Here is a 22,455-nt window from a genome sequence, read left to right on the forward strand (position 1 = left end):
ATAATATTGACAACTTACCCCATGAACCACCGGTTAATGAGGCACTCGATAAATGTCAATAAGACCCTTATTATTTCTGGAATTAAAAAGTTTCAGCAAACTGATTTTCAAGCGACTAAAACCTCATTTTAATCCACTACAACTAGTGAAAAACAACATTTTTGAGGGCGGCAAAAGTATAGTATTTGATAGAGAACCACAAATGCGCACAAACACGCAAAAGCCCTCAAAAGTTTGATGAAGAATATCTTTTAATTGTCAAAAAGCGTACTCTAAATACTACAAACAGAGATAAAAAAGAAAATAATCTAAAACGATGCCAGTTTTAATGAAATTGACAAAAATTGTTTTTTGACAAAAATCAACAACATATTTCAAACATGTATTATTTCAACTACAAATAAAAACCCAAAATGATTAATGAGTATTTGTAATAAAATGGGCTTGTTTGTAGCTGGATACTGGAAAAATTAGGTTATATTTTACTTCTTATCCTACTCAGAGTTTCCAATCTTATAGCCAAGAATGAAGCGATATATTTTAGTGAAATTCTGTGAACCAAATCCGGATAAGTAAGCAAAAAACGCTTATATCTTTTTTCGGCAGACGAAATGCGGCAAAGGTATGCGCGTTCTTCTGCTGAGCGATAATATTCTTCCATCATCTTGCGACCTACAATGTTGGCCTCAGAAAAATTTTCATACAAAAATTCGGAAAGTGTATGCGGGATGGCAATCAATTCAACATCTTCAAGCGCTTGCAGGTATTCTTCAGAATCTCCTTCTAACCACAAATTTCTGATGGTACCTATCACTTCATTTTCAGTACATATCCAAGTGGTAATTTCATTTTTCCCATCTTTAATAAATCCTCTGACAGCACCTTTTACAATCAAAAACAAATATTTGTTCTGATCTACAGGAGATACGATGTGTTTGTTTTTTTTGAAATGTATGGGAAAAGTATGTGCATTAATTCTGCGTTCTATCTCTTCATTAAGTGGATGGAAACGTTGAAAAACAGAAATCAATGGAGAAATATTGTTGTAATTCTTCCATCTATCTTTATCGGAGATGTTAACTGCAATCATTTAAAGACAATAAGGGATAGATTGTAAACAAAAAAATGTTTCAGGCAGAGTTGTGTTGTAATTATACCAACATTGTTTCTAATTATAAAGTTTTTTTACTTTTTATTAAAGAATATTTTCTACGCCCATACCGAATAATGCAAAATCGTATTTCGTTGGATCTTTTTCATCAAACAATTTAAGACTGTTTGTAAGCTCAAGCGCGGTTTGCCAGTCGGTTTGTTTTCTCCGGATTAAGCCAAGTCCGCGGGCTACACGATCCACATGCACGTCACACGGGCATACCAGATCTGCGGGCTTTAAACGGTTCCAAATTCCAAAATCTACACCATTGTTATCTACCCGTACCATCCAACGTAAAAACATATTAAGCCGTTTGCAAGTTGATTTTTGCATGGGCGACGATATATGCTTTTTAGTTCGGTGCGGAAAATCTTCGAGCGAGAAAAAATACGCCCGGAAGTAATTTAATGCATCTTCAAGATCAACTGTAGTCGTTTTTTGCAGTTTATATTCGTTAGGTATAAATGCATCTTCCAGACTTGGATAAAGTTGGTAATGGTTTTTAAAAAAAGCCGTAAAATAAAGTAAATCGGTATCGTTAAAAGTTCTGTGCTTAAAGCCTAATAATTTCTTGAGATCCTGATCCTGATGATTCCGCATAAAATCAAAAGGTGCATTATCCAATCTATCTAGAAGTTCTGTACATTTATTGATAATGGTTTTACGTTGCCCCCAGGCCAGAATTGCGGCAAAAAAACCTGCAATTTCGATATCTTCTTTTAGTGTAAACCTATGCGGTATGCAGATGGGATCATTTACAATAAACTGCGGCTGGTTAAATTGCTCAACCTTTGTATCCAAAAAGTTTTTTAAATCCAGAAAGTCCACAAGAAAAGGTTTAAAACAGAAAATCACCAGAAAAACCAAGCAAGGTTAATTTGTCTGATGATTTTCTTACTAAGAATTAGAATTATTTTAGGGCGTTTTCCAGATCTTCAAGCAAATCATCGATATCTTCTACACCAACACTCAAACGCAGTAAATTGTCGGTTACACCAACTTTTTCACGTTCTTCTTTTGGTATAGATCCATGTGTCATTGTAGCTGGATGGTTGATTAACGATTCTACGCCACCTAATGATTCTGCAAGTGTAAAAACTTTAAATCCCGAAGAAATCCTGAAAGTTTCTGCCAAATCAGCATCTTTTAAAGTGATCGAAATCATCCCACCAAAACCACGCATTTGTTTTTTTGCAACATCGTGGTTTGGATGGTCTTCAAAACCAGGCCAATAAATTTTATCCACTTTTGGATGTGTTTTAAGGTATTTTGCTATACGCTCGCCATTTTCACAATGGGCTTTCATACGCAGGTGCAAAGTTTTAATGCCTCTTAACACCAAAAAAGAATCTTGCGGACCGGGAGTTGCACCACATGCATTGTAGATAAACCAAAGGTCTTTATACAATTGCTCATTACTGGTTAGCAATGCGCCCATTACCACGTCTGAGTGGCCGCCAATATATTTCGTTACGGAATGCATAACAATATCGGCACCAAGATCAATCGGGTTTTGCAAATATGGCGAGGCAAAAGTATTGTCAACAGTTAAGATCAGACCTTTCTCTTTGGTAATCTTCGCAACCCCCTCAATATCGATAATTTGCATTGTGGGGTTTGTCGGAGTTTCTATCCACACCAATTTGGTTTTTTCATTAATATACGGCAACATATTTTCTGGTTTAGATAGATCCAGAAAATGAAATTTGATACCATATTTGGTGAAAATTTTAGTGAAGATGCGGTAAGAACCACCGTAAAGGTCGTTCCCGGTAATCACTTCGTCGCCTGGTTGCAACAATTTTAGAACAGCATCTGTGGCGCCCATTCCGCTTGAGAATGCCAGTCCGTATTTTGCATTTTCTAAAGCAGCCAAACAGTCTTCAAGGGCTTTCCGTGTTGGGTTTGTACCGCGGGAGTATTCATAACCTTTATTATCGCCAGGCGATTTTTGCCAGTACGTAGATGTCTGATAAATTGGTGTCATTACGGCACCAGTTGTTGGGTCGGGTTCCTGGCCCGCATGTATTGCTTTTGTTCCGAATTTCATTTCTATAGTTCAAGTAATCGCAATCAAGTATCGGACTTACATTGTTAAAAACCATGTAAGCCCGAACCATTTTACATTAAGATTAATATGCTCTTGCAAATAATACGCGTTGGATGGAAGGCTTCCCAGAGTAAATACAAATACCATCTTCCAGAGGATTATCTAAAGGAATGCAACGAATGGTTGCTTTGGTTTCTTCTTTTATTTTTTGCTCTGTTTCTGGCGTTCCGTCCCAATGTGCGGAGATAAAACCAGCTTTATCATCTAAAAGGTTTTTAAACTCTTCGTAAGTGTCTGCCTTAGTGATGTGCTCATCGCGGTAGCTAAGTGCTTTGTTGTATAAGCTGGTCTGAATATCTTCAAGCAATTTGGCAATATAAATATCCAATCCTTCCTGAGGCACAGTTTGTTTTAACTTTGTATCTCTGCGGGCAATTTCAACCGTTTTGTTTTCCATGTCGCGGCCACCAATTGCAATTCTAACTGGAACACCCTTCATTTCATAATCTGCAAACTTAAATCCTGGGCGTTGTGTATCTCTGTCGTCATATTTTACAGAAAACCCCATTCCGCGTAAACGCATGCTCAATTCATTTGCATAAGCGGTAATTTTAGATAAATCTTCGTCGTTACGATAAATCGGAACAATTACAACCTGTATCGGTGCCAATTTCGGTGGAATTACCAATCCAGAATCATCGCTATGCGCCATAATTAAAGCACCCATCAAACGGGTCGAAACGCCCCATGATGTTGCCCAAACGTGGTCTAATTTTCCATCTTTACCGGTAAATTTCACGTCAAATGCTTTGGCAAAATTTTGTCCAAGGAAGTGTGATGTTCCGGCTTGCAAAGCTTTTCCATCTTGCATTAGGGCTTCTATACAATACGTATCAATAGCACCGGCAAAACGTTCGTTTGGAGATTTGCGACCACGTACAACTGGTACCGCCAGCCAGTTTTCGACAAAATCTGCATAAATGTGCAACATGCGTTCTGTTTCTTCAATTGCTTCTTCTGGTGTGGCATGTGCGGTATGTCCTTCTTGCCATAAAAATTCTGCAGTTCTTAAAAACAGGCGTGTACGCATTTCCCAACGCACAACATTTGCCCATTGATTAATCAGAATTGGAAGATCTCTGTAAGATTGTATCCATCCTTTATACGTATTCCAGATAATGGTTTCAGAAGTTGGGCGTACAATTAACTCTTCTTCCAATTTTGCATTCTCATCTACAACGATATTTCCGTTGCCATCATTTTTTAAGCGGTAATGCGTCACAACGGCACATTCCGTTGCAAAACCTTCCACGTGAGAAGCTTCCTTAGAAAAAAATGACTTTGGGATGAACAAGGGAAAATAAGCATTACTGTGCCCCGTATCTTTGAACATTTTATCCAAAATAGCCTGCATTTTCTCCCAAATGGCGTATCCATTCGGCTTAATAACCATGCAACCCCTTACTGCAGAGTGCTCTGCCAAATCTGCTTTAATTACGATATCATTATACCATTGCGAATAATCGGTTTCTCGGCTTGTAATTTCTTTGCTCATAAAATGTATTTGGAACGTAAATTGTATGTTAAAAAGTGTGAAATTGATGCGCAAATTTATAAATTTATACCTACAAAACGATTAAGTACTTTGCTCATTAATTTTAGGAGGCTTCTTTTTGAAAGTTCATTCTATTTCAAAAGCCCCAACTTTAGCTTATTATTAACACAAATAACTTAAATATAAACACAAATGAAACCAATTAAATTATTCACTATTGCTATGATTGCATCCGCAGGGTTGATTGCATCATGCTCTACACAACAATTGGCTCAGAACGGCGCCGGTGATGATGTGTACAATAGCGTTGCGAAAGCGCAGGTTATGCAATATGTTCCGCCGGTACAGCAGGCTCAGGGTGGCCAATATCAGGAACAAGGTTACGGAGAAGATGAATATTATGGAACAAGTAATCCATACTATGACATGGATTACTCCTCTAGAATAAGTCGTTTCTATAATGGAAATTCATCTATGGGATATTATGACCCTTATTATGATGGTTATAGCAATTACTATAACAATTACGGTTATAATAATTACGGTTTAAATTATGGACTCAATTATGGTTTAAATTGGTCTACAGGTTATGGAATGGGTTTAGGTTTAGGCTTTGGCTGGGGCGGAAACCCATATTGGGGTTACGGCAGCTGGGGTTGGAATAGTCCTTTCTATGGTGGCTGGGGCGGCTGGGGTCCATACTCTTACTATGATCGTTTTGGTTGGGGCGGCGGCTGGTACGGCGGTGGCCTTTGGGGCGGCGGTTACTATGGTGGCGGACTATACAGCAACAACAGAACGTACAGAGCCAGACCAGGAAATGGTGGCGGCGGCGTTACAAGCAGCCGAGGTACGATTTCAACAAATCCAAACTATGGTCGTCCTACCAGAACAGGTTATACAAATGGTTCTAACAGCGCAATTAGCGGTAGGCCAACCAGAAATTACCAAGGCAATGGCAATAACCAAAACTATACGCCGAATACTCAAATGAGCAGACCAACAAGAACACAAAGTACACCAAGTTATTCTCCACCAGCATCTTCATCAGGTAGAAGCTCTGGCGGCGGTAGTGTAGGTGGCGGCGGCGGCGGTGGTGGCAGACCATCAAGAGCTGGTAGAGGTTAGATCGAAACACACAATTCTATAAATAGATGAAAAAAATCATATTAACCTTTGCTGCCGTTATAGTAACGGCTGGAGGGGCAGCATATGCACAAAGTTATGCACCGGACGCCTACCGGTTTTCACAAGGCAACTACGGCTCAACTGCCCGTTTTAAAGGAATGGGCGGTGCGCAGATTGGCGTTGGAGGGGATTTAAGTTCTTTAGGTGGAAATCCGGCAGGGTTAGGTTTGTTTACAAAATCTGAATTTAGTTTAACACCAGAATTTAATAGTGCAAACGCGCAAAGTTCTTTTTTGGGCACAAATACAAAAGACTCTAAAAGCCAGTTGAACTTAAATAATATTGGTGTGGTTTTTTATAGCCCAACGTATAAAGCTAAAGGTGCAGATACACAGAAAGGTTTGATTAGTGCTGTTTTTGGAGTGGGTTATAACAGAAACAACGATTATTTGAATCAAATTAGCTATAATGGAACAAATGCCAATAGTTCTATCAGAGATGCATTTGCTGAACAAGCAAATGCCTTCGGTACGAATGGAACCGTGGCTGGTGATGCGTATAATAGTTATTTAATCAATAGAAATGCAACGAACTATCCTGGTGGTTTTTCTGCAGAACCTTACAATAACGCAAGTTTCCCACAATCATGGAACGAAAACAGATTAGGTTCTACCTCTGAATTTAATGTTGCAGGTGCGCTGAACTTCAGCAACAAGTTTTATTTGGGTGGTGCAATTAGCTTTGTTGATGTAAGATATATCAGCGATGCATTTTACAGCGAATCGGGAATTGCTAATCCTTTTATTGAAGGAACCGGCGGTGCAGCAGGTTTTTATGAAGGCAACCAAAACTACACTTTAAATTATATCAGAAACCAGGAAACAAAAGGCTCTGGTGTTAATTTAAAAATCGGTATGATTTTCAGACCCGTTAGCGAATTGAGAATTGGTTTAAATTTCCAGTCTCCAACCTGGATGAACGTACAGGACAATACCAACGAAACCTTAAATGCGCGTGTTGGAAATGACACCTATAACAACAATAGCCAAAATTATACCTTCACATATAACTTAAAAACGCCTTTGAAAGCATCGGCAGGTTTGAGTTATGTTCTTGCAGGACGTGCATTAATTTCCGGTGATGTGGATTATATTGATTATTCAACAATGCGTTTCTCTGCCGATGGCGGATCGGATATCGCAGCAATCAACCAGAACAATGCAAACATCAAAGATTTTTATAAATCTACTATAAACTACCGTTTCGGTGCTGAAATTAAAGTAACCAACGAGTTTAGTTTAAGAGGCGGTTATGGCGTAAATGGAAGCGGTATTAAAGGCGGCGACGATTCTTACTATCAAGGACAGTATTTTACAGGTGGCTTGGGTTACCGTATAGACAACTACTATTTCGACTTGGCTTACCAGAATTACAAAACCAATTTCAGTTCTAGCCCTTATGAACTAAACGATTTTTCAGAACCTGTAGCCGATGTAAAAAGTACACGACACAATGTTTTCCTAACCTTTGGGGTTAGATTCTAAATACTTAACGGCCGCAAAAGCGGCCGTTTTCGTTTACTTCATTTTTTACACGTCATAACTTAATGAAGCAATCTAAAGTCTAGTTGTTATTAATGACTAAAAAATTCTACTTTTGTTGTCCATGAGTAGAAACAGCCTCTTATTAGTAGATCCCAATTTTTCCCACAACAACCATGCGGGTTACCATCTCTTACTAAAGATTACCAACGATAGCTTTTCTTACGCAGTAATTGATGGCAAATTGGATAAAGTGTGTGTACTTTTCGACAAACAAAACTGCCAGGATTTAGCTCATGAAATTCAACAGGCTTTTGCAACTGACCAAAACTTATCTATTGCGTACGACTCGATAAAAGCAGCAGTATATACTACAGATTACCTTTTCATACCTACAGAATGGTTTGATAAAGATAACTTGAGTATTTATCAGAATTACTTTTCCAATACAACCGATATTTTTTCTAAATCCAATTCAAAAATGGGTTTTGAAACCGTTTTCTCCGTTCCTTCAGAAATAAGAACACTTCTACCAGAAAATACTCAAATTTTCTCACAATCCTGCGCTTTATTATCAATCAGGAAACAGTTAGATAAGGCATCTATACTCATCGATTTTACAGCAAGTTCATTCAACTTTCTGTATCTTAAAGATGGAAATGTTCAGTTTCAAAACCATTATCAGATTGACAATGATGAAGAATTTAACTACTTTATTTTGTTAATCATTGCGCAACTTCAACTTAATGATGCTATACCAGTATATCTTCAAGGCATTATAAATGAGGATGATGAAGTGTACAACTGCCTTTTGAAGTATTTCAATCAACTGTATTTCTTTCTTCCCAATGGCCTGGAAAACAGCGATTTGCTCGCAGATATGCCCAAACATTATTTTAGCGGACTTCTTGCCTTAGATTTATGCGAATAATTGGAGGTGCATTAAAAGGAATCCGCTTACAGCCACCAGCGAACTTACCGGTTAGGCCAACCACAGATATGGCCAAAGAAGCGTTATTTAATATTCTGAACAACCGCTACGATTTTGAAACTTGTACCATTCTGGATCTTTTTGCCGGAACCGGAAATCTGACTTTTGAATTTGCATCCCGCGGTGCGGAAAAAATCTTGTCAATAGATATGGATTTTGGTTGCATTAACTGGATAAAAAATACCGCAAAGCAACATCATTTTCTCCAAATTGAAACCAGAAAAGGCGATGTATTTAAGTTATTGAAACAAATGACAGTCCCATTCGATTTAATTTTTGCCGATCCTCCATATCATTTGCCCAATATTCCACAGATTCCTGTGCTTGTTAAGGAACAAAAACTGTTAAATCCTGGCGGTTTACTCATTGTAGAACATCAAAGTAACATGAAACTGAACAATCAGCCTGGTTATCAGGAAACCCGCAAATACGGAAACTCATCCTTTAGCTTTTTTGAGTTCGATTAGTAAAGACAATTGCCATACATCCATCTGTTTTAACCTTTCTCCTTTCCACATAAAAATCTATATTTGATTTATGAAGATAGCGCTATTTCCGGGTTCATTTGATCCAATAACGATTGCTCATGTCAACATTCTCCAAAGGGCAACTCCCCTATTTGATAAAATCATCATCGGTATTGGCTTAAACAGTTCCAAGCAGAATTTTTTATCTGCAGAACAGCGTTTACAAATTCTGGAAACTGTTTTTGAAGATTATCAAAATATTGAAGTGCAAACCTATGAAGGACTTACTGTAGATTTCTGCCGCAAAATACATGCTACTTACATGGTTAGAGGTATTCGGTCTGCAGCAGATTTTGAATATGAAAGGGCAATTGCACAAATTAACCAAACCATGATGCCTGAAGTAGAAACCATTCTATTGCTTAGCAAACCGGAATATTCTGCTATAAGTTCTACAATTGTACGCGATATTTTAAGAAACAATGGCGATGTTAGTCCTTTTGTTCCTCAAGAAGCACTAAAGTTCTTGTAAAAACCCTACATCATTCGGCGCTATTTTTCAGGAGTGAAATTCAAAATTTGAGTGTAAAATTTATCCGGAAGATGTTCTTCTTGCCGGATAAACTTAATTGGAATTAAATTAATGCACCTGCTCTTAACACATCCATAATAGACGGATAGGTGTTTGCGATAACCGGCGCTATTTCTCGCTGATCTAGCCAAACAGCTTTATCTATTCCTTCTTCTTTCTGCGGAATAAGTTTTGGCTCGCCTTTCACTTTCATGCGGTACCAATTGGTCTTTTTAATTACCAATTTAGAACCGATTGGATATACATGATAGGTTTTACAAAGTTTTTCTTCGCGTTTTAATACTTTTACGCCACATTCTTCCTCCACTTCGCGTACTGCGGTTTCTTTCATATTTTCGCCATCCTCAAGTTTACCTTTTGGTAAATCCCACTTTTTATTTCTGAAAATAAAAAGGTAATTTCCATTCGCACTTTCTACCAAACCACCGGCAGCTTTTATGATTGTACAGTTCTTTTTAAGTTTATTGAAAGTTTCTTTAGGGTTTTTAGTTAGGAAAATATAGCTTTTTTTCGATCCATTTTTCAATTTTTTATAAAATGTTTCAAGATCAAAATCTTGAATATCAAGTTGTTGTATTTTTTCTTTTTGCTCAGGTAAAACATCAGCAATAAACAAAGTGTTATCGTTGATATAAATTCTGTAATTTTGGGCCATGTATAATAAAAGTGATATTGAATTAAAAGTAGCGGAATTTTTATTACAAATAAAGGCAATTAAATTACAACCTACTAATCCTTTTACTTGGGCATCTGGTTGGAAGTCGCCGATTTATTGCGATAATCGCGTTACCTTATCCCATCCTCAGGTCAGAACGTACATCAGACAAAAGCTTGCACAGGCCATTCAAGAAGAATTTGGATCGGTTGATGTGATTGCTGGTGTTGCAACAGCAGGTATACCTCAGGGCGTGCTGGTAGCTCAAGAGTTGGGCTTGCCTTTTATATATGTAAGATCAAAAGCCAAAGAACACGGAACCGGAAGTTTAATCGAAGGCGAAGTTGTAGAAGGGCAACGTGTTGTGGTAATTGAAGATCTTATTTCTACCGGAAAAAGTAGCTTGCAAGCTGTTGATGCGCTTAGAAGTGCTGGTTTATCCGTTGCTGGTTTGGCTGCAATTTTTACTTACGGATTTGATCAGGCAGATGAAAATTTTGCTGCAGCAAAATGCAGATACATTACATTATCCAATTATGGTGCACTAATTGAATATGCTGCAGAACACAGTATTATTGCTAAAAGCGATATGGAGCTGTTGGGCAAATGGAGATTAAACCCTTCTGAGTGGGGCAAAGATGTGGTAAAAACCCAATCTTAAAGCTACGCGTTTAGGAAAAACACATAACCTATATAAATAATGACAATTATTGAAAGTGCCGTAGAAGTGAATAAACCTGTACAGGAGGTTTATGCTTTTTTATCTAATATGAACAACCATCAGCAGTTAATGCCAGAAAACATTTACAACTGGGAGAGTACTGAAGACGATGCACGTTTTACGATTCAAAATATGGCAAAATTGGCAATTAAAATTTCCAGTCGGATTGAAAACCAAGAGCTAATTGCTGTACCAACAGAAAAAGCGCCTTTTGAGCTTGAACTGAAATGGACAGTAGCTGATAATGGTAACGGAACATCTACTGCAAAACACATCATTTCTGCAGATCTAAATATGATGATGAAGATGCTTGCTTCTGGTCCACTTCAAAAACTGGCAGATCACCAGACCCAAAAACTAAAAGAAATTTTAGGATAGTTAAGCGCATTTGCGATATACTTAAACGAAAAAAGCGAAGATGAACCTTCGCTTTTTTCGTTCGTAAATAAAAATGGCCTTAATTAAATAGTATGCTCTCGTGGAAACCGATTACCCTGTTGGTAAATTTATGTTTTGTCAGTTTGCCTACAATACTCAAATTCAATCGACGGACATAATTACACGATAAAAACCTATTAAACAGCAATTTAGTCATAAAGGATTTCAGTTAACAGACAAAATTTCCGATCAGTAGATTAAATTGAGGATGGCATTTGTTTTGATTAAATGCCAGATATGAACTTCAACAATTTTACGATAAAAGCCCAGGAAGCAATTCAACAGGCTTCCGAAATAGCTCAGGGCAACCAGCAACAAGCTATTGAAACAGCGCACCTGCTTAAGGGTCTGCTCACTGTTGATGAAAATGTAGTTTCTTATGTTTTAAAGAAGCTGAACGTTAACCTAAACGTATTAAACCAAAACTTAGATACTGAGATTGCTAAATTCCCTAAAGTGAGTGGAAGTAACGTATATCTATCTTCAGTAAGCAATAGTGTTCTTCAAAAAGCACAATCTTTTCTGAAAGAATTTAAAGATGATTTCGTATCGGTAGAGCACCTGCTTCTTGGTATACTTGCTGTGAACGACAATACTTCTAAATTGTTAAAGGAACAAGGCGTTAACGAAAAAGACCTGAAAAAAGCAATTGTTATGCTTCGGGGCGACAACAAAGTTACCGACCAGAACGCGGAAGCGACTTATCAGGCGTTGGGTAAATATGCACGTAACCTGAACGAATATGCGGAAAGTGGAAAACTTGATCCAGTGATTGGGCGCGATGAAGAAATCAGAAGAGTAATTCAGATACTTTCTCGCCGTACTAAAAACAATCCCATTTTAATTGGCGAACCTGGCGTTGGTAAAACCGCTATTGCAGAAGGTATTGCATTCAGAATAATCAAAGGAGATGTTCCGGAAAATCTAAAAAGTAAAGTGGTCTACTCGCTTGACATGGGCGCTTTAATTGCTGGCGCAAAATATAAAGGCGAATTTGAAGAACGCCTTAAAGCGGTGGTTAAAGAAGTTACGCAAAGCGATGGAGACATCATTCTGTTTATAGATGAAATACACACCTTGGTTGGTGCCGGCGGTGGCGAGGGTGCAATGGATGCTGCAAATATTTTAAAACCTGCTTTAGCCCGTGGCGAGTTACGTGCAATTGGCGCAACCACTTTAGATGAATATCAAAAATATCTGGAGAAAGATAAAGCACTTGAACGTCGTTTTCAGAAAGTAATGGTTGAAGAACCAGATACACAAGATGCGATTTCTATTTTGCGCGGATTGAAAGAACGCTATGAAACACACCACAAAGTACGCATTAAAGATGAAGCCATTATTGCAGCCGTTGAAATGAGCCAGCGCTATATTTCTGATCGCTTTTTGCCCGATAAAGCTATTGATTTAATGGATGAAGCGGCATCTAAACTTCGCATGGAAATGGATAGTGTACCGGAAAATGTGGATGCTTTAGACCGAGAAATTATGCGACTGGAAATTGAACGTGAAGCGATTAAAAGGGAAAAAGACGACAAAAAAGTTCAGGAGCTGTCTGAAGAAATTGCGAACCTCTCTGCAGAGCGTGATGAATTTAAAGCAAAATGGCAAGGTGAAAAAGATTTGGTAGATGCTGTTAATACACAGATAGAACAAATTGAGCAGTATAAACTAGAAGCTGAACAGGCTGAACGTGCCGGCGATTATGGTAAGGTTGCAGAAATCCGGTATGGTAAAATCAAGGAAGCACAAGATCAGGTAGAGAAATTAAAAATCGACCTCGAAAGTCAGCAAAACAGCAGCAGAATGCTGAAAGAAGAAGTCACCGCTGATGATATTGCCGGTGTTGTTGGCCGGTGGACAGGCATTCCGGTTACGAAACTGATTGCCAGTGAAAGAGAAAAACTGCTCAACCTCGAAGCAGAATTGCATCAACGTGTTGCGGGACAAGATGAAGCCATTGAGGCCATTTCTGATGCCATACGCAGATCGAGAGCGGGTTTACAAGACAAACGCAAACCAATTGGCTCGTTCATTTTCTTAGGCACAACCGGAGTTGGTAAAACTGAACTGGCAAAAGCCCTGGCCGAATTTTTATTTAACGATGAAAATGCGCTAACCAGAATTGATATGAGTGAATACCAGGAACGCCACGCCGTTTCCAGATTAATTGGCGCTCCTCCGGGATACGTTGGTTATGATGAAGGCGGACAATTAACTGAAGCTGTTCGGCGCAAACCTTATTCTGTAGTTTTACTGGATGAAATTGAAAAAGCACATCCCGATGTATTCAATATTTTGCTTCAGGTATTAGACGATGGCCGATTAACCGATAATAAAGGTAGAACCGTAAATTTTAAAAATACCATAATCATCATGACATCAAACATTGGTGCACATTTGATTCAGGATAATTTTAAAGATCTGCGGGATGAAAACCGTGATGAGGTTATTGCGAAAACAAAAAACGAGCTGTTCGAGGTATTGAAACAAACCATTCGTCCGGAGTTTCTAAACCGGATTGATGAACTGATCATGTTTACGCCTTTAAACCGAAGCGAAATCAGAGATATTGTAGCACTTCAGTTTAAGCAAGTACAACAGACTCTTGCAGAAATGGGAATAGAAATGGAAGCGAGCGACGAAGCTTTAGATTGGCTGGCACAATTGGGTTACGATCCGCAATTTGGTGCAAGACCGTTAAAACGCGTAATTCAAAAACGAATTTTAAATGAGCTATCTAAAGAGATTTTAGCCGGAAAAGTGGATAAAGAGAGCAAAATTAAACTCGATATGTTCGACAATAACTTTGTTTTTCTCAATCAAAACGACATGAATTAACAAGTCTTAAGCTGAATTTTCAAAACGTATGTGTTTATTTTTGTAACAAAACACATACGTTTTATTTTTTTATATCTGATTTCCAAATACTTAAATAAAACAAAAACTAATCACCTAGTTGATGTGTGTTTTGTCATTTATCTTGTTTCAACACAAAAAAACACACATGAAAAACAACTGTCAATTCTGGCACTTCTCTGTGCTATCGGGTTTGGTGCGTCAGCACAAACCGAAAAAGGAAAAAGTCTTATCGGCGGAACGCTTCTGTTTAACTCGAATAAGTCAGATACCGAGATGAATGTCTCTTCCACAAAAAATTCTAGTTTTGAAGCAGCTCCAAGTTATGGTTACTTTGTAGCCAATAATTTAGCAATCAGTATATCTGCCAGCTTCAGTCATTCCAAATCAGAAAACTCATATCAATCTACTTTTGCGGTAAACGGGGTTTATTCCTATTCTCAGCTTAGTGCCACATCTACTACGAATAGATACCTGATTGGGCCTTTTGTTAGATATTACGTCCCTATATCAGATCAGTTCAAATTTTTCGGACAATTTAACGCAGGTATTGGATTTGGCGACTCAGAAATAGCCGGTTCCAGTTATATAGCCAATAAGTCAAAATTATCCAGTCTTCAGGCAGCTTTAAGTCCAGGGTTGGCTTTCTTTCCCGCTAGAAAATGGGCAATTGAATTTGGTTTTAATCTTTTGTCCTTTGCAAGAGATAAAGACAAGGAAAATACCACTCTGCAGAACGACTCGACGGTCGATACTTTCGTATTGGGCTTAAGTACTTTTACGCCGAGAATCGGCGTCAATTTCCATTTTTAAAGATCTCTGATTTACATACTAAAACAAATGATATATGAGCGTATTTGTCAGATCTTTGGCTTGTCTGTTAAGCTTTTATTTTATTACACATATGGCGAATGCGCAAAGTTTGCAGTATAAGCATAAGATCGAATATTACATGAGCGCACCTTCCGAATTTGATGGAAAAGTTAAATCCATAGATGGCACTTCAGTTGATTATTACTGAAGTGCACTTTCGGAATTTAATGGGAAGATCAAATCTATCGGCAATGCCCGAATTGACTATTATGTAAGTGCAATTGGAGAAATTGATGGCAAACTGAAATCAATAGGCAACATCGAATTCAGCTACAATTTTGATGGAACAGCACACGATAATTACACTAGCAATTCAAGTTATTCGAATGATGCTGACAGTGCTCTAAATTTATATTGGATCATTGAAAGAATCAATTCAAGGAAATCAAAACATTAACACATTCAAATGAGAAAACATTTTTTTTTACTCGCAATATTCCTGATCTCAGCTACGTATAATGCAATGGCGCAGACCGAAAAAGGTAAAAATCAAGTTGGAGGTACGCTCTCATATTCGTCCTCAAACAGTTCTTTAACGGGTCAGATTACAAATGGCAAATCCAAAGCTCTAGAAGTAAGTCCTTCTTACGGACATTTTTTTGCTGATAATCTTGTATTTGGGCTTTCAGTTTCTTACTCCAGGCAAAAGCAGTCAAATTCCCTTAATGGCATATATATAGGAAGTGTTTACTATCCATCCGCACCTTATGGAAGTGAGCAAACATTAAACTATTTCTTAGCTGGCCCATATATCCGTTACTACACCAAAATTGCAGAGAATTTCAAGTTTTTTGCACAATTTAATGCATATGCCGGATTTGGAAATTCCAAATTTGTGGAAGAATATCCCAACACCACTCAAAGCTCAAAAAATAAGGGTTTTGGAGGCGCTCTAACTCCGGGATTTGCATTTTTCCCAGCAAAAAAATGGGCAATTGAATTTGGATTCAATTTAATTTCGTATTCGAAAAACAAGACTGAAAATTCTATGGGCTTGTATACAGATCAAACCGCTGAAAATTTAAATTTAGGTTTCAACAGTTTTTCGCCTTTGATTGGTATAAACTATCATTTTTAATACAGAATTTTCATAACAAAGGCCTTAAGTGAATTTTTGCTTAAGGCCTTTATCATTCATATCCAACATATTACAGCAAATAAAAACTTTTTCGGGCAATAATTCCTAAACTTGGATACACACAAAAAAACAAATCATGAAACCTAAATTACTTCTCGCTGCAGCTTTTTGCGTTTTTACGTTTAAAGGCTTCTCACAAATTGATAAAGGGCAAGGATCCATTGGTGGAAGCCTAAGTTTCGGAACAAGAAGACAAACCCTAAACTCATCCAGCTTAAACACACTCACCTTAATACCACGTGGCGCTTATTTCGTAGCCAATAATCTGGCGCTGGGTTTAGAAACACCATTAAATTTATCCAAGTTAAGAGGCGAGAATTATATTACTTGGAATAACGAAACCGGTTATTACGAGAACACTTTTGGACCAAAAGAATTCAGTTTCGGAATTTCTCCATTTTTAAGGAAGTATGTAGATGTAAACGCAAAGCTTAAATACTTTTTTCAGGCAAATTTGCTGATGCAAATCAATACATTCAATAGAATAGATCAGGAAGGTTACCTCATCAGAACGGATGCAAAAGTTAAAGGCTATGGCGCCAGTGTTAGTCCAGGTTTTGCCTTCTTCATCAATAGTAGAACAAGCTTAGAGTTCTCCTTTCCTATCGTAACCTATTTTCATCAGAATTATTACGATTACGACTCTATGTATAACTTTGATAAAACAAATACGCTCCGGCTGGCGCTAGATAATTTCACGCCTGTTTTAGGTGTAAATTTTATATTGTAAAAAAGGCATCCCGGTTTTGTACCGGAATGCCTTCAAAATATTTGGATTTATATTAATCGGCAATAGCCCTGAACATCAGCGCGCCAACCGTAAGGTTTGTTCTGCTGTCAATCAAAATTGCAGAGCCATTGGTTCGGTTATCATCGTATAAATCGAAAGCCAAAGCATCAGCAGTTTTGATAATTACGCGACCAATATCATTTAGATTGAAGGCATCTGCCGGATGTTTTTCTAAAGTGTTAATATCTACTTTATGCAAAATTTCGCTGATTTTAGTTCTGGTAATTTTACTATTGTGCTGTAGAAAATAGGTTAATGACGGATCTAAAGCACGTGCATCCATCCAGCATAAATCTGCTTCGATCATTTTAGATTCTTGCGGTACCGCTGTTGCATTTACAATGGTATCGCCTCGGCTAATATCTACATCATCTTTTAAATGGATTACAACAGATTGCCCGGCATGCGCGGCATCGAGATGTTGATCCAATAATTCTATTCTTTCTACTGTAGAACGTGCACCAGACGGAATAACCGCAACTTGATCGTTCAGGTTAAATGTTCCGCTTAAAACACGCCCGGCATAACCTCTGTAATCATGCAAAGCTTCTGTTTGCGGACGAATTACCCATTGAACAGGCATACGTGCAAGTGCAGATTGATCTTGTGCATCTGTATCTACTTTTTCTAAAAAATGAAGCAAACTCTCGCCGCTGTACCAAAGCATCTTATCAGAAGTTTGTACAATGTTATCGCCTTTTAACGCACTTACCGGAATGTAAGTAACATCTTTTAAATTCAATTGATTGGCTAATGTTTTGTATTTTTCCGTTATGGCAGAAAATACAGTTTCGCTGTAATCAACCATATCCATTTTATTTACACAAACTACGATGTGTTTAATGCCCAATAAAGACACCAAATAAGAGTGACGAATGGTTTGTTCTACAACACCGTTACGGCCATCAATTAAAATAATGGCAAGATTGGCCGTAGACGCGCCAGTAACCATATTTCTGGTATATTGAATGTGGCCGGGTGTATCCGCAATAATAAACTTGCGCTTATCTGTCTGGAAGTATTTATAAGCAACATCAATAGTAATTCCTTGTTCGCGCTCTGCGCGCAATCCATCTGTTAAAATGGCAAGATCTATTGTTCCGTCATCATTTTTGCGGTTGGAACTCTGTAAAGCCTCCAACTGATCGGCCAAAATAGAATCTGTATCGTAAAGCAAGCGGCCAATCAGGGTACTTTTCCCATCATCAACGCTACCTGCTGTAAAAAATTTAAGTATGTTCATTTTTTTTCGTTTGGTGTTAGACGGTAAGCGATAGGCGCTGGAAGCACATAACCCTTAACGCTAAAGCTAATTATTAAAAATATCCGCCTTTTTTTCTGTCTTCCATTGCGGCTTCAGAAACCTTATCGTCTAATCTGGCCCCGCGTTCTGATATTTTTGATGCACTGATTTCTTCAATAATATCATCTATTAAAACGGCTTCAGATTCTACAGCTGCTGTACAAGACATATCACCAACTGTACGGAAACGCACTTGTTTTCGTGTAACTACATCTTCATCATCCATATTCAAAAATGGCGATGCGGCCATAAGCTGACCATTTCTGGTAATACAATCCCGTTGATGCGAAAAATAAATACTTGGAAGTTCAATTTTTTCTCTGCGGATATAATTCCAAACATCCAGTTCTGTCCAATTGCTAATTGGAAAAACGCGTACATTCTCCCCTTTATGAATTTTTCCATTATAAATATTCCACAATTCCGGGCGTTGGCGTTTTGGATCCCACTGTCCAAATTCGTCACGAACAGAAAAAATACGTTCTTTAGCGCGTGCTTTTTCTTCATCTCTACGCGCGCCGCCAATGCAGGCGTCAAATTCGTACTTTGCGATGGTATCTAACAATGTTACCGTTTGTAATGCATTTCTACTTGCATTTTTTCCGGTTTGTTCTACTACTTTTCCCTGATCGATAGACTCCTGAACGGAGCCGACTATTAGCTTCTCTCCTATTCTTTCGATCATTCTATCGCGATAATCTATTGTTTCCTGAAAGTTATGACCAGTATCAATATGTACCAGCGGGAAAGGAAATTTTCCGGGTCTGAATGCTTTCTCAGCCAATCTTACTAACGTTATGGAATCCTTTCCGCCAGAAAAAAGAAGCGCCGGTTTTTCAAACTGCCCCGCAACTTCACGCAAAATATGAATGGCTTCTGCTTCCAGTTCGTCTAAATAATCAAAGTTGTATGTGCTCATTTTAATCTTGAATGATACCCGCTATGTGCGGCATTTATCTTAATATTTTTGTTGTTATTATTTTTTGTTTTACTACTACTTTATCAAGCGCTATCGTTATTGCCAGCTTTACCTATCTTATCGGTTAGATTGCTTCGGCTCACGCATTCCCGGCCTCGCAATGACGAGTATCAAAATCCGTATTATCTTCGCCATTGCGAGAACGGTTTCTTCAAACCGTCGAAGCAATTTCCGTTGTAGGCGACGATTTATTTCTGCCAGTTTATGTTGTAGCGGCATGTAATCCGCATTCTTTTTTAGATTGATCTTCCCACCACCATCTTCCGGCTCTGAAATCTTCGCCGGGCTGCACTGCTCTGGTACACGGCGCACAACCAATACTCGGAAAACCTTTATCGTGCAAAGTATTGTAAACAATATTATTTTCTTTGATGTAGTTCCGCACATCTTCTAAAGTCCAGTCGAAAATTGGATGGAATTTTACGAGTTGATTGCCTTCGTCCCATTCCAAATCATGCATATTTTCGCGATTAGCACTTTGATCTGCGCGGATTCCGGTAATCCAGATTTCATTGCCCCCAAGTGCGCGTTTTAACGGCTCTATTTTACGGATGTAGCAACATTCTTTTCTATTGTCTACAGACTCATAAAAACTATTTGGTCCTTTTGAATTGACCATTTCCTGCAGCAATTCATTTTTAGGATAATAGGCGTGAATCGGTTTATTGTAAATTTCCAACGTACGGTTCCAAACATAATACGTTTCAGGAAATAGACGACCGGTTTCCAATGTAAAAACTTTTATCGGAATGTTATTGGCAAAAATTAAATGCGTAACCACTTGGTCTTCCCAACCAAAACTGGTTGAAAATATAATTTTATCCGTATAATTTTCGGCCAGAAATCTCAGTTTCTCTATGGTATTTAAGCCCGAAAGCAGGCTTTTAATGTCTTCCAGATTTTTCATGTTTAAATAAACTTAGAAACGAAAATAAATACGCTTCTGGTACTTACTAACATCACAATTATACCAACGGCAACCATGATGGTTTTTGCGGAGATTTTATTGGACACTTTTGCTGCAATAGGTGACGCCAGCGCACTTCCAATAATTAGGCCAACTACGGCCTCCCAATGCTTTCCGCCAAGCATGGTAAAAAAAGTAAGCGAACTTAAAGTAGCAATAAAAAAACGGCTGATTTTTACTGTTCCTAATGAAAACAACGGATGACGGCCGCCCGCAATTAAGCTGGATAAAACAATCGAGCCCCATCCGCCACCAAAAGCCGCATCGATAAAACCGCCCACAAATCCTAAAAAACCAATTTTCTTAATTTTCTGATCGGCACGTTTTCGTTTTATGTTAAAGGCTTTCATTAAAATTACTGCACCTAAAAACAATGTATATACTGCAACAATTGGTTTAACAAAAGCACTGTAATGTTCTAAAGAAGAAAGGATAAATGCACCCAAAACTGCACCGACAATTGCCGGCAGTATCAGTATTTTAAATAGTTTCCAATTAACATTTCCCATTTTATAATGCATCCATCCGGCAATTCCATTGCTCATTACTTCAGAAATGTGAATGGCCATACTGGCCGAAGCTGGTGGCAAACCCATAGCCAAAGAAAAAGATGCCGAGGTTACACCGTATGACATGCCAATGGCTCCATCAATCAGTGCAAATACAAAACCCGCGCCTAAAAACCAGTAAAACAAGGGATTTATATTGACAACAAAGTGCTGAAATTCAGGCTCCGTATTCCACAGCGTCAATCCTACAGCACCAAGTAACAGCACTGCTGCCAACCAAATTAACCATTTGATATTTGCCTCTACAAAATTTTTTTTCGGGTTTACCAATTGCTCAGTTACCTTATTCAGTTTCTTAACTTTTGCAGTAAAATCACCGTTTAAGGTTTGCCGCAACGCGCTCATATTTTGCAATGTAGCATCTAACTCTTGAGGTAAAGCTTCATTAAGAATTTGTTTTAAGCGTTTTGCAATGGTTGGAGATTTCCCATTGGTAGAAATGGCAATTTTAAGATCGCCTTTCTGTACAATTGAACCCAAATAGAAATCGCAAAGCGACGGTTTATCGGCTACATTAATCAGTAATCCACGTTCATGCGTTACACTTCTGATTTCTTCATTCAGAATATTGTTGTTTGTAGCCGCAAATACAATATCGATGTTGCTTAAATCTTCTACATCGAAACTTTTCTGATTGATTTTAACGTTGGGATAATCAGCAATCAACGTATAGATTTCTGGCAAAACCTGTTCTGCAACAATAGTTATTCGGGCATTCGGGCTGTTGTTTACAATAGCCGTCAGCTTCTCCAAACCTACTGCACCTGCACCAATTAACAATGAACGCAGCTGATTCAGCTTTATAAAAACCGGAAAAAGCTGGTTGCCTTTTTCTTGTTCAGAAAAGGCCTGAGCATTATCATCTGGATTAGGCAATATCTGCATACTGTTTAATTAAGGTTTTAAATGAGGGATGTAGCGAAACTACATCACCAAATACCAAAAGTGCTGGTGCTTTTACATTTTCTTGGGCTGCGCGTGACACAATATCATCTACCACGCCAATTACCAGTTTTTCATCTTCTGCAGATCCATTCTGGATGACCGCTGCAGGTAAATTGTTCCGCCCTTCGGCTTTGAAAATATCGGTAATTTGTTTCAGCTTTTTTAATCCCATCAAGATGACTACAGTAGCATTAGATTTTGCTGCCTGATAAATATCGGCAGAAACCTCTCCTGATGTTGTAGTGCCGGTAATTACCCAAAAACTTTCGGCCATGCCACGATGCGTTACCGGAATTTGTTGCAAACCGGGTACACCAATTGAACTGGAAATACCGGGAATTACACTTACCGGAATGCTATAATCAGATGCATAATCCAACTCTTCATATCCACGGCCGAAAACGAAAGGATCTCCGCCTTTCAAACGGACAACATGACCATAATTGAGCGCATAATCTACCATCAGTTTATTGATGGTTTCCTGCGGATAAGAATGTTCACCTGAACGTTTGCCTACATAAACTTTAATGGCTTCTGCTGGCGCATGTTCCAACAAAGCTTCATTGGTTAAGGCATCATACAATACAACATCTGCAGACTGCAATGCTTTAACACCTTTTAAGGTAAGTAAATCCGGATCTCCGGGGCCTGCACCCAGCAAAGTAATCCTGGCATCTATATATTTTTTCTGATCACTCATATCTGTCTTCTTTTAGAGCAGTAATTTCTCTATTGTAAATC

General features: G+C 38.3%; 22 protein-coding genes. 12 read left to right on the plus strand and 10 right to left on the minus strand.

Annotation, left to right across the window (positions count from 1 at the left end):
• Window positions 1-475: 475 nt before the first annotated feature.
• From ACJVDH_RS11510 to proS, 4 genes are all read right to left on the minus strand, one after another.
• Complete coding sequence (locus ACJVDH_RS11510) at window positions 476-1,090, minus strand: Crp/Fnr family transcriptional regulator (protein WP_443943549.1); 615 nt, start codon at window positions 1,088-1,090, stop codon at window positions 476-478.
• Window positions 1,091-1,195: 105 nt separating this feature from the next.
• Window positions 1,196-1,981 carry a TIGR02757 family protein gene (locus tag ACJVDH_RS11515; RefSeq protein ID WP_443943550.1) on the minus strand — a complete coding sequence of 262 codons (786 nt, stop codon included), beginning with the start codon at window positions 1,979-1,981 and terminating at the stop codon, window positions 1,196-1,198.
• 82 nt (window positions 1,982-2,063) lie between these two features.
• Window positions 2,064-3,203 carry a cystathionine gamma-synthase gene (locus tag ACJVDH_RS11520; RefSeq protein ID WP_443943551.1) on the minus strand — a complete coding sequence of 380 codons (1,140 nt, stop codon included), beginning with the start codon at window positions 3,201-3,203 and terminating at the stop codon, window positions 2,064-2,066.
• An 82-nt stretch (window positions 3,204-3,285) separates the two neighbouring features.
• Window positions 3,286-4,758 carry a proline--tRNA ligase gene (gene proS, locus ACJVDH_RS11525; RefSeq protein ID WP_443943552.1) on the minus strand — a complete coding sequence of 491 codons (1,473 nt, stop codon included), beginning with the start codon at window positions 4,756-4,758 and terminating at the stop codon, window positions 3,286-3,288.
• A gap of 192 nt (window positions 4,759-4,950) precedes the next feature.
• Here proS and ACJVDH_RS11530 point away from each other — a divergent pair, with 192 nt between their 5' ends.
• The 5 genes from ACJVDH_RS11530 (at window position 4,951) to coaD (ending at window position 9,417) form a co-directional block, all read left to right on the plus strand.
• Complete coding sequence (locus ACJVDH_RS11530) at window positions 4,951-5,886, plus strand: hypothetical protein (RefSeq protein ID WP_443943553.1); 936 nt, start codon at window positions 4,951-4,953, stop codon at window positions 5,884-5,886.
• A 26-nt stretch (window positions 5,887-5,912) separates the two neighbouring features.
• A complete protein-coding gene (locus tag ACJVDH_RS11535) occupies window positions 5,913-7,430 on the plus strand; it encodes an OmpP1/FadL family transporter (protein WP_443943554.1) in 1,518 nt (505 codons plus the stop codon).
• 121 nt (window positions 7,431-7,551) lie between these two features.
• Window positions 7,552-8,358 (plus strand): DUF3822 family protein, encoded by an 807-nt coding sequence (locus tag ACJVDH_RS11540; RefSeq protein WP_443943555.1) that lies wholly within the window; start codon window positions 7,552-7,554, stop codon window positions 8,356-8,358.
• On the plus strand, window positions 8,349-8,885 hold the full coding sequence (gene rsmD, locus ACJVDH_RS11545; RefSeq protein ID WP_443943556.1) for a 16S rRNA (guanine(966)-N(2))-methyltransferase RsmD: 537 nt from the start codon (window positions 8,349-8,351) through the stop codon (window positions 8,883-8,885). The genes ACJVDH_RS11540 and rsmD overlap by 10 nt, the downstream gene beginning before the upstream one ends.
• A gap of 70 nt (window positions 8,886-8,955) precedes the next feature.
• On the plus strand, window positions 8,956-9,417 hold the full coding sequence (gene coaD / locus ACJVDH_RS11550; RefSeq protein ID WP_443943557.1) for a pantetheine-phosphate adenylyltransferase: 462 nt from the start codon (window positions 8,956-8,958) through the stop codon (window positions 9,415-9,417).
• Between the two features lie 103 nt (window positions 9,418-9,520).
• Here the strand turns inward: coaD and ACJVDH_RS11555 are convergent, their stop codons facing one another.
• A complete protein-coding gene (locus ACJVDH_RS11555) occupies window positions 9,521-10,132 on the minus strand; it encodes an NUDIX hydrolase (RefSeq protein WP_443943558.1) in 612 nt (203 codons plus the stop codon).
• On the opposite strand from ACJVDH_RS11555, the gene pyrE reads away from it, so the two are divergent.
• The 7 genes from pyrE (at window position 10,131) to ACJVDH_RS11590 (ending at window position 16,891) form a co-directional block, all read left to right on the plus strand.
• Window positions 10,131-10,793 (plus strand): orotate phosphoribosyltransferase, encoded by a 663-nt coding sequence (pyrE, locus tag ACJVDH_RS11560; protein WP_443943559.1) that lies wholly within the window; start codon window positions 10,131-10,133, stop codon window positions 10,791-10,793. The genes ACJVDH_RS11555 and pyrE overlap by 2 nt on opposite strands.
• Before the next feature lie 39 nt (window positions 10,794-10,832).
• The gene (locus tag ACJVDH_RS11565; protein WP_443943560.1) at window positions 10,833-11,231 is read left to right on the plus strand and encodes an SRPBCC family protein; all 399 of its coding nucleotides are present in this window, start codon (window positions 10,833-10,835) and stop codon (window positions 11,229-11,231) included.
• 297 nt (window positions 11,232-11,528) lie between these two features.
• Window positions 11,529-14,132, plus strand: coding sequence for an ATP-dependent chaperone ClpB (gene clpB / locus ACJVDH_RS11570; protein ID WP_443943561.1), 2,604 nt, complete (start codon window positions 11,529-11,531; stop codon window positions 14,130-14,132).
• 30 nt (window positions 14,133-14,162) lie between these two features.
• On the plus strand, window positions 14,163-14,963 hold the full coding sequence (locus tag ACJVDH_RS11575; RefSeq protein ID WP_443943562.1) for an outer membrane beta-barrel protein: 801 nt from the start codon (window positions 14,163-14,165) through the stop codon (window positions 14,961-14,963).
• Window positions 14,964-14,997: 34 nt separating this feature from the next.
• Window positions 14,998-15,171 (plus strand): hypothetical protein, encoded by a 174-nt coding sequence (locus tag ACJVDH_RS11580; RefSeq protein WP_443943563.1) that lies wholly within the window; start codon window positions 14,998-15,000, stop codon window positions 15,169-15,171.
• A gap of 258 nt (window positions 15,172-15,429) precedes the next feature.
• Window positions 15,430-16,101 carry an outer membrane beta-barrel protein gene (locus ACJVDH_RS11585; RefSeq protein ID WP_443943564.1) on the plus strand — a complete coding sequence of 224 codons (672 nt, stop codon included), beginning with the start codon at window positions 15,430-15,432 and terminating at the stop codon, window positions 16,099-16,101.
• Between the two features lie 136 nt (window positions 16,102-16,237).
• Entirely contained in the window at window positions 16,238-16,891 is a 654-nt protein-coding gene (locus ACJVDH_RS11590) for a hypothetical protein (RefSeq protein ID WP_443943565.1), read from the plus strand.
• 52 nt (window positions 16,892-16,943) lie between these two features.
• On the opposite strand, the gene ACJVDH_RS11595 is transcribed toward ACJVDH_RS11590, so the two are convergent.
• The 5 genes from ACJVDH_RS11595 to cobA all read right to left on the minus strand — a co-directional run bounded on the left by ACJVDH_RS11595 (window position 16,944) and on the right by cobA (window position 22,414).
• A complete protein-coding gene (locus ACJVDH_RS11595; RefSeq protein WP_443943566.1) occupies window positions 16,944-18,194 on the minus strand; it encodes a sulfate adenylyltransferase subunit 1 in 1,251 nt (416 codons plus the stop codon).
• Between the two features lie 73 nt (window positions 18,195-18,267).
• On the minus strand, window positions 18,268-19,173 hold the full coding sequence (gene cysD, locus ACJVDH_RS11600; protein WP_443943567.1) for a sulfate adenylyltransferase subunit CysD: 906 nt from the start codon (window positions 19,171-19,173) through the stop codon (window positions 18,268-18,270).
• A gap of 262 nt (window positions 19,174-19,435) precedes the next feature.
• Window positions 19,436-20,140 carry a phosphoadenylyl-sulfate reductase gene (locus ACJVDH_RS11605; RefSeq protein ID WP_443943568.1) on the minus strand — a complete coding sequence of 235 codons (705 nt, stop codon included), beginning with the start codon at window positions 20,138-20,140 and terminating at the stop codon, window positions 19,436-19,438.
• Between the two features lie 2 nt (window positions 20,141-20,142).
• Window positions 20,143-21,654 (minus strand): TSUP family transporter, encoded by a 1,512-nt coding sequence (locus ACJVDH_RS11610; protein WP_443943569.1) that lies wholly within the window; start codon window positions 21,652-21,654, stop codon window positions 20,143-20,145.
• Window positions 21,638-22,414, minus strand: a complete 777-nt coding sequence (cobA, locus tag ACJVDH_RS11615; RefSeq protein WP_443943570.1) for a uroporphyrinogen-III C-methyltransferase — start codon at window positions 22,412-22,414, stop codon at window positions 21,638-21,640. The genes ACJVDH_RS11610 and cobA overlap by 17 nt, the downstream gene beginning before the upstream one ends.
• Window positions 22,415-22,455 lie beyond the last annotated feature (41 nt).

The organism is Pedobacter terrestris, from assembly GCF_052343045.1.
Classification (GTDB): domain Bacteria; phylum Bacteroidota; class Bacteroidia; order Sphingobacteriales; family Sphingobacteriaceae; genus Pedobacter.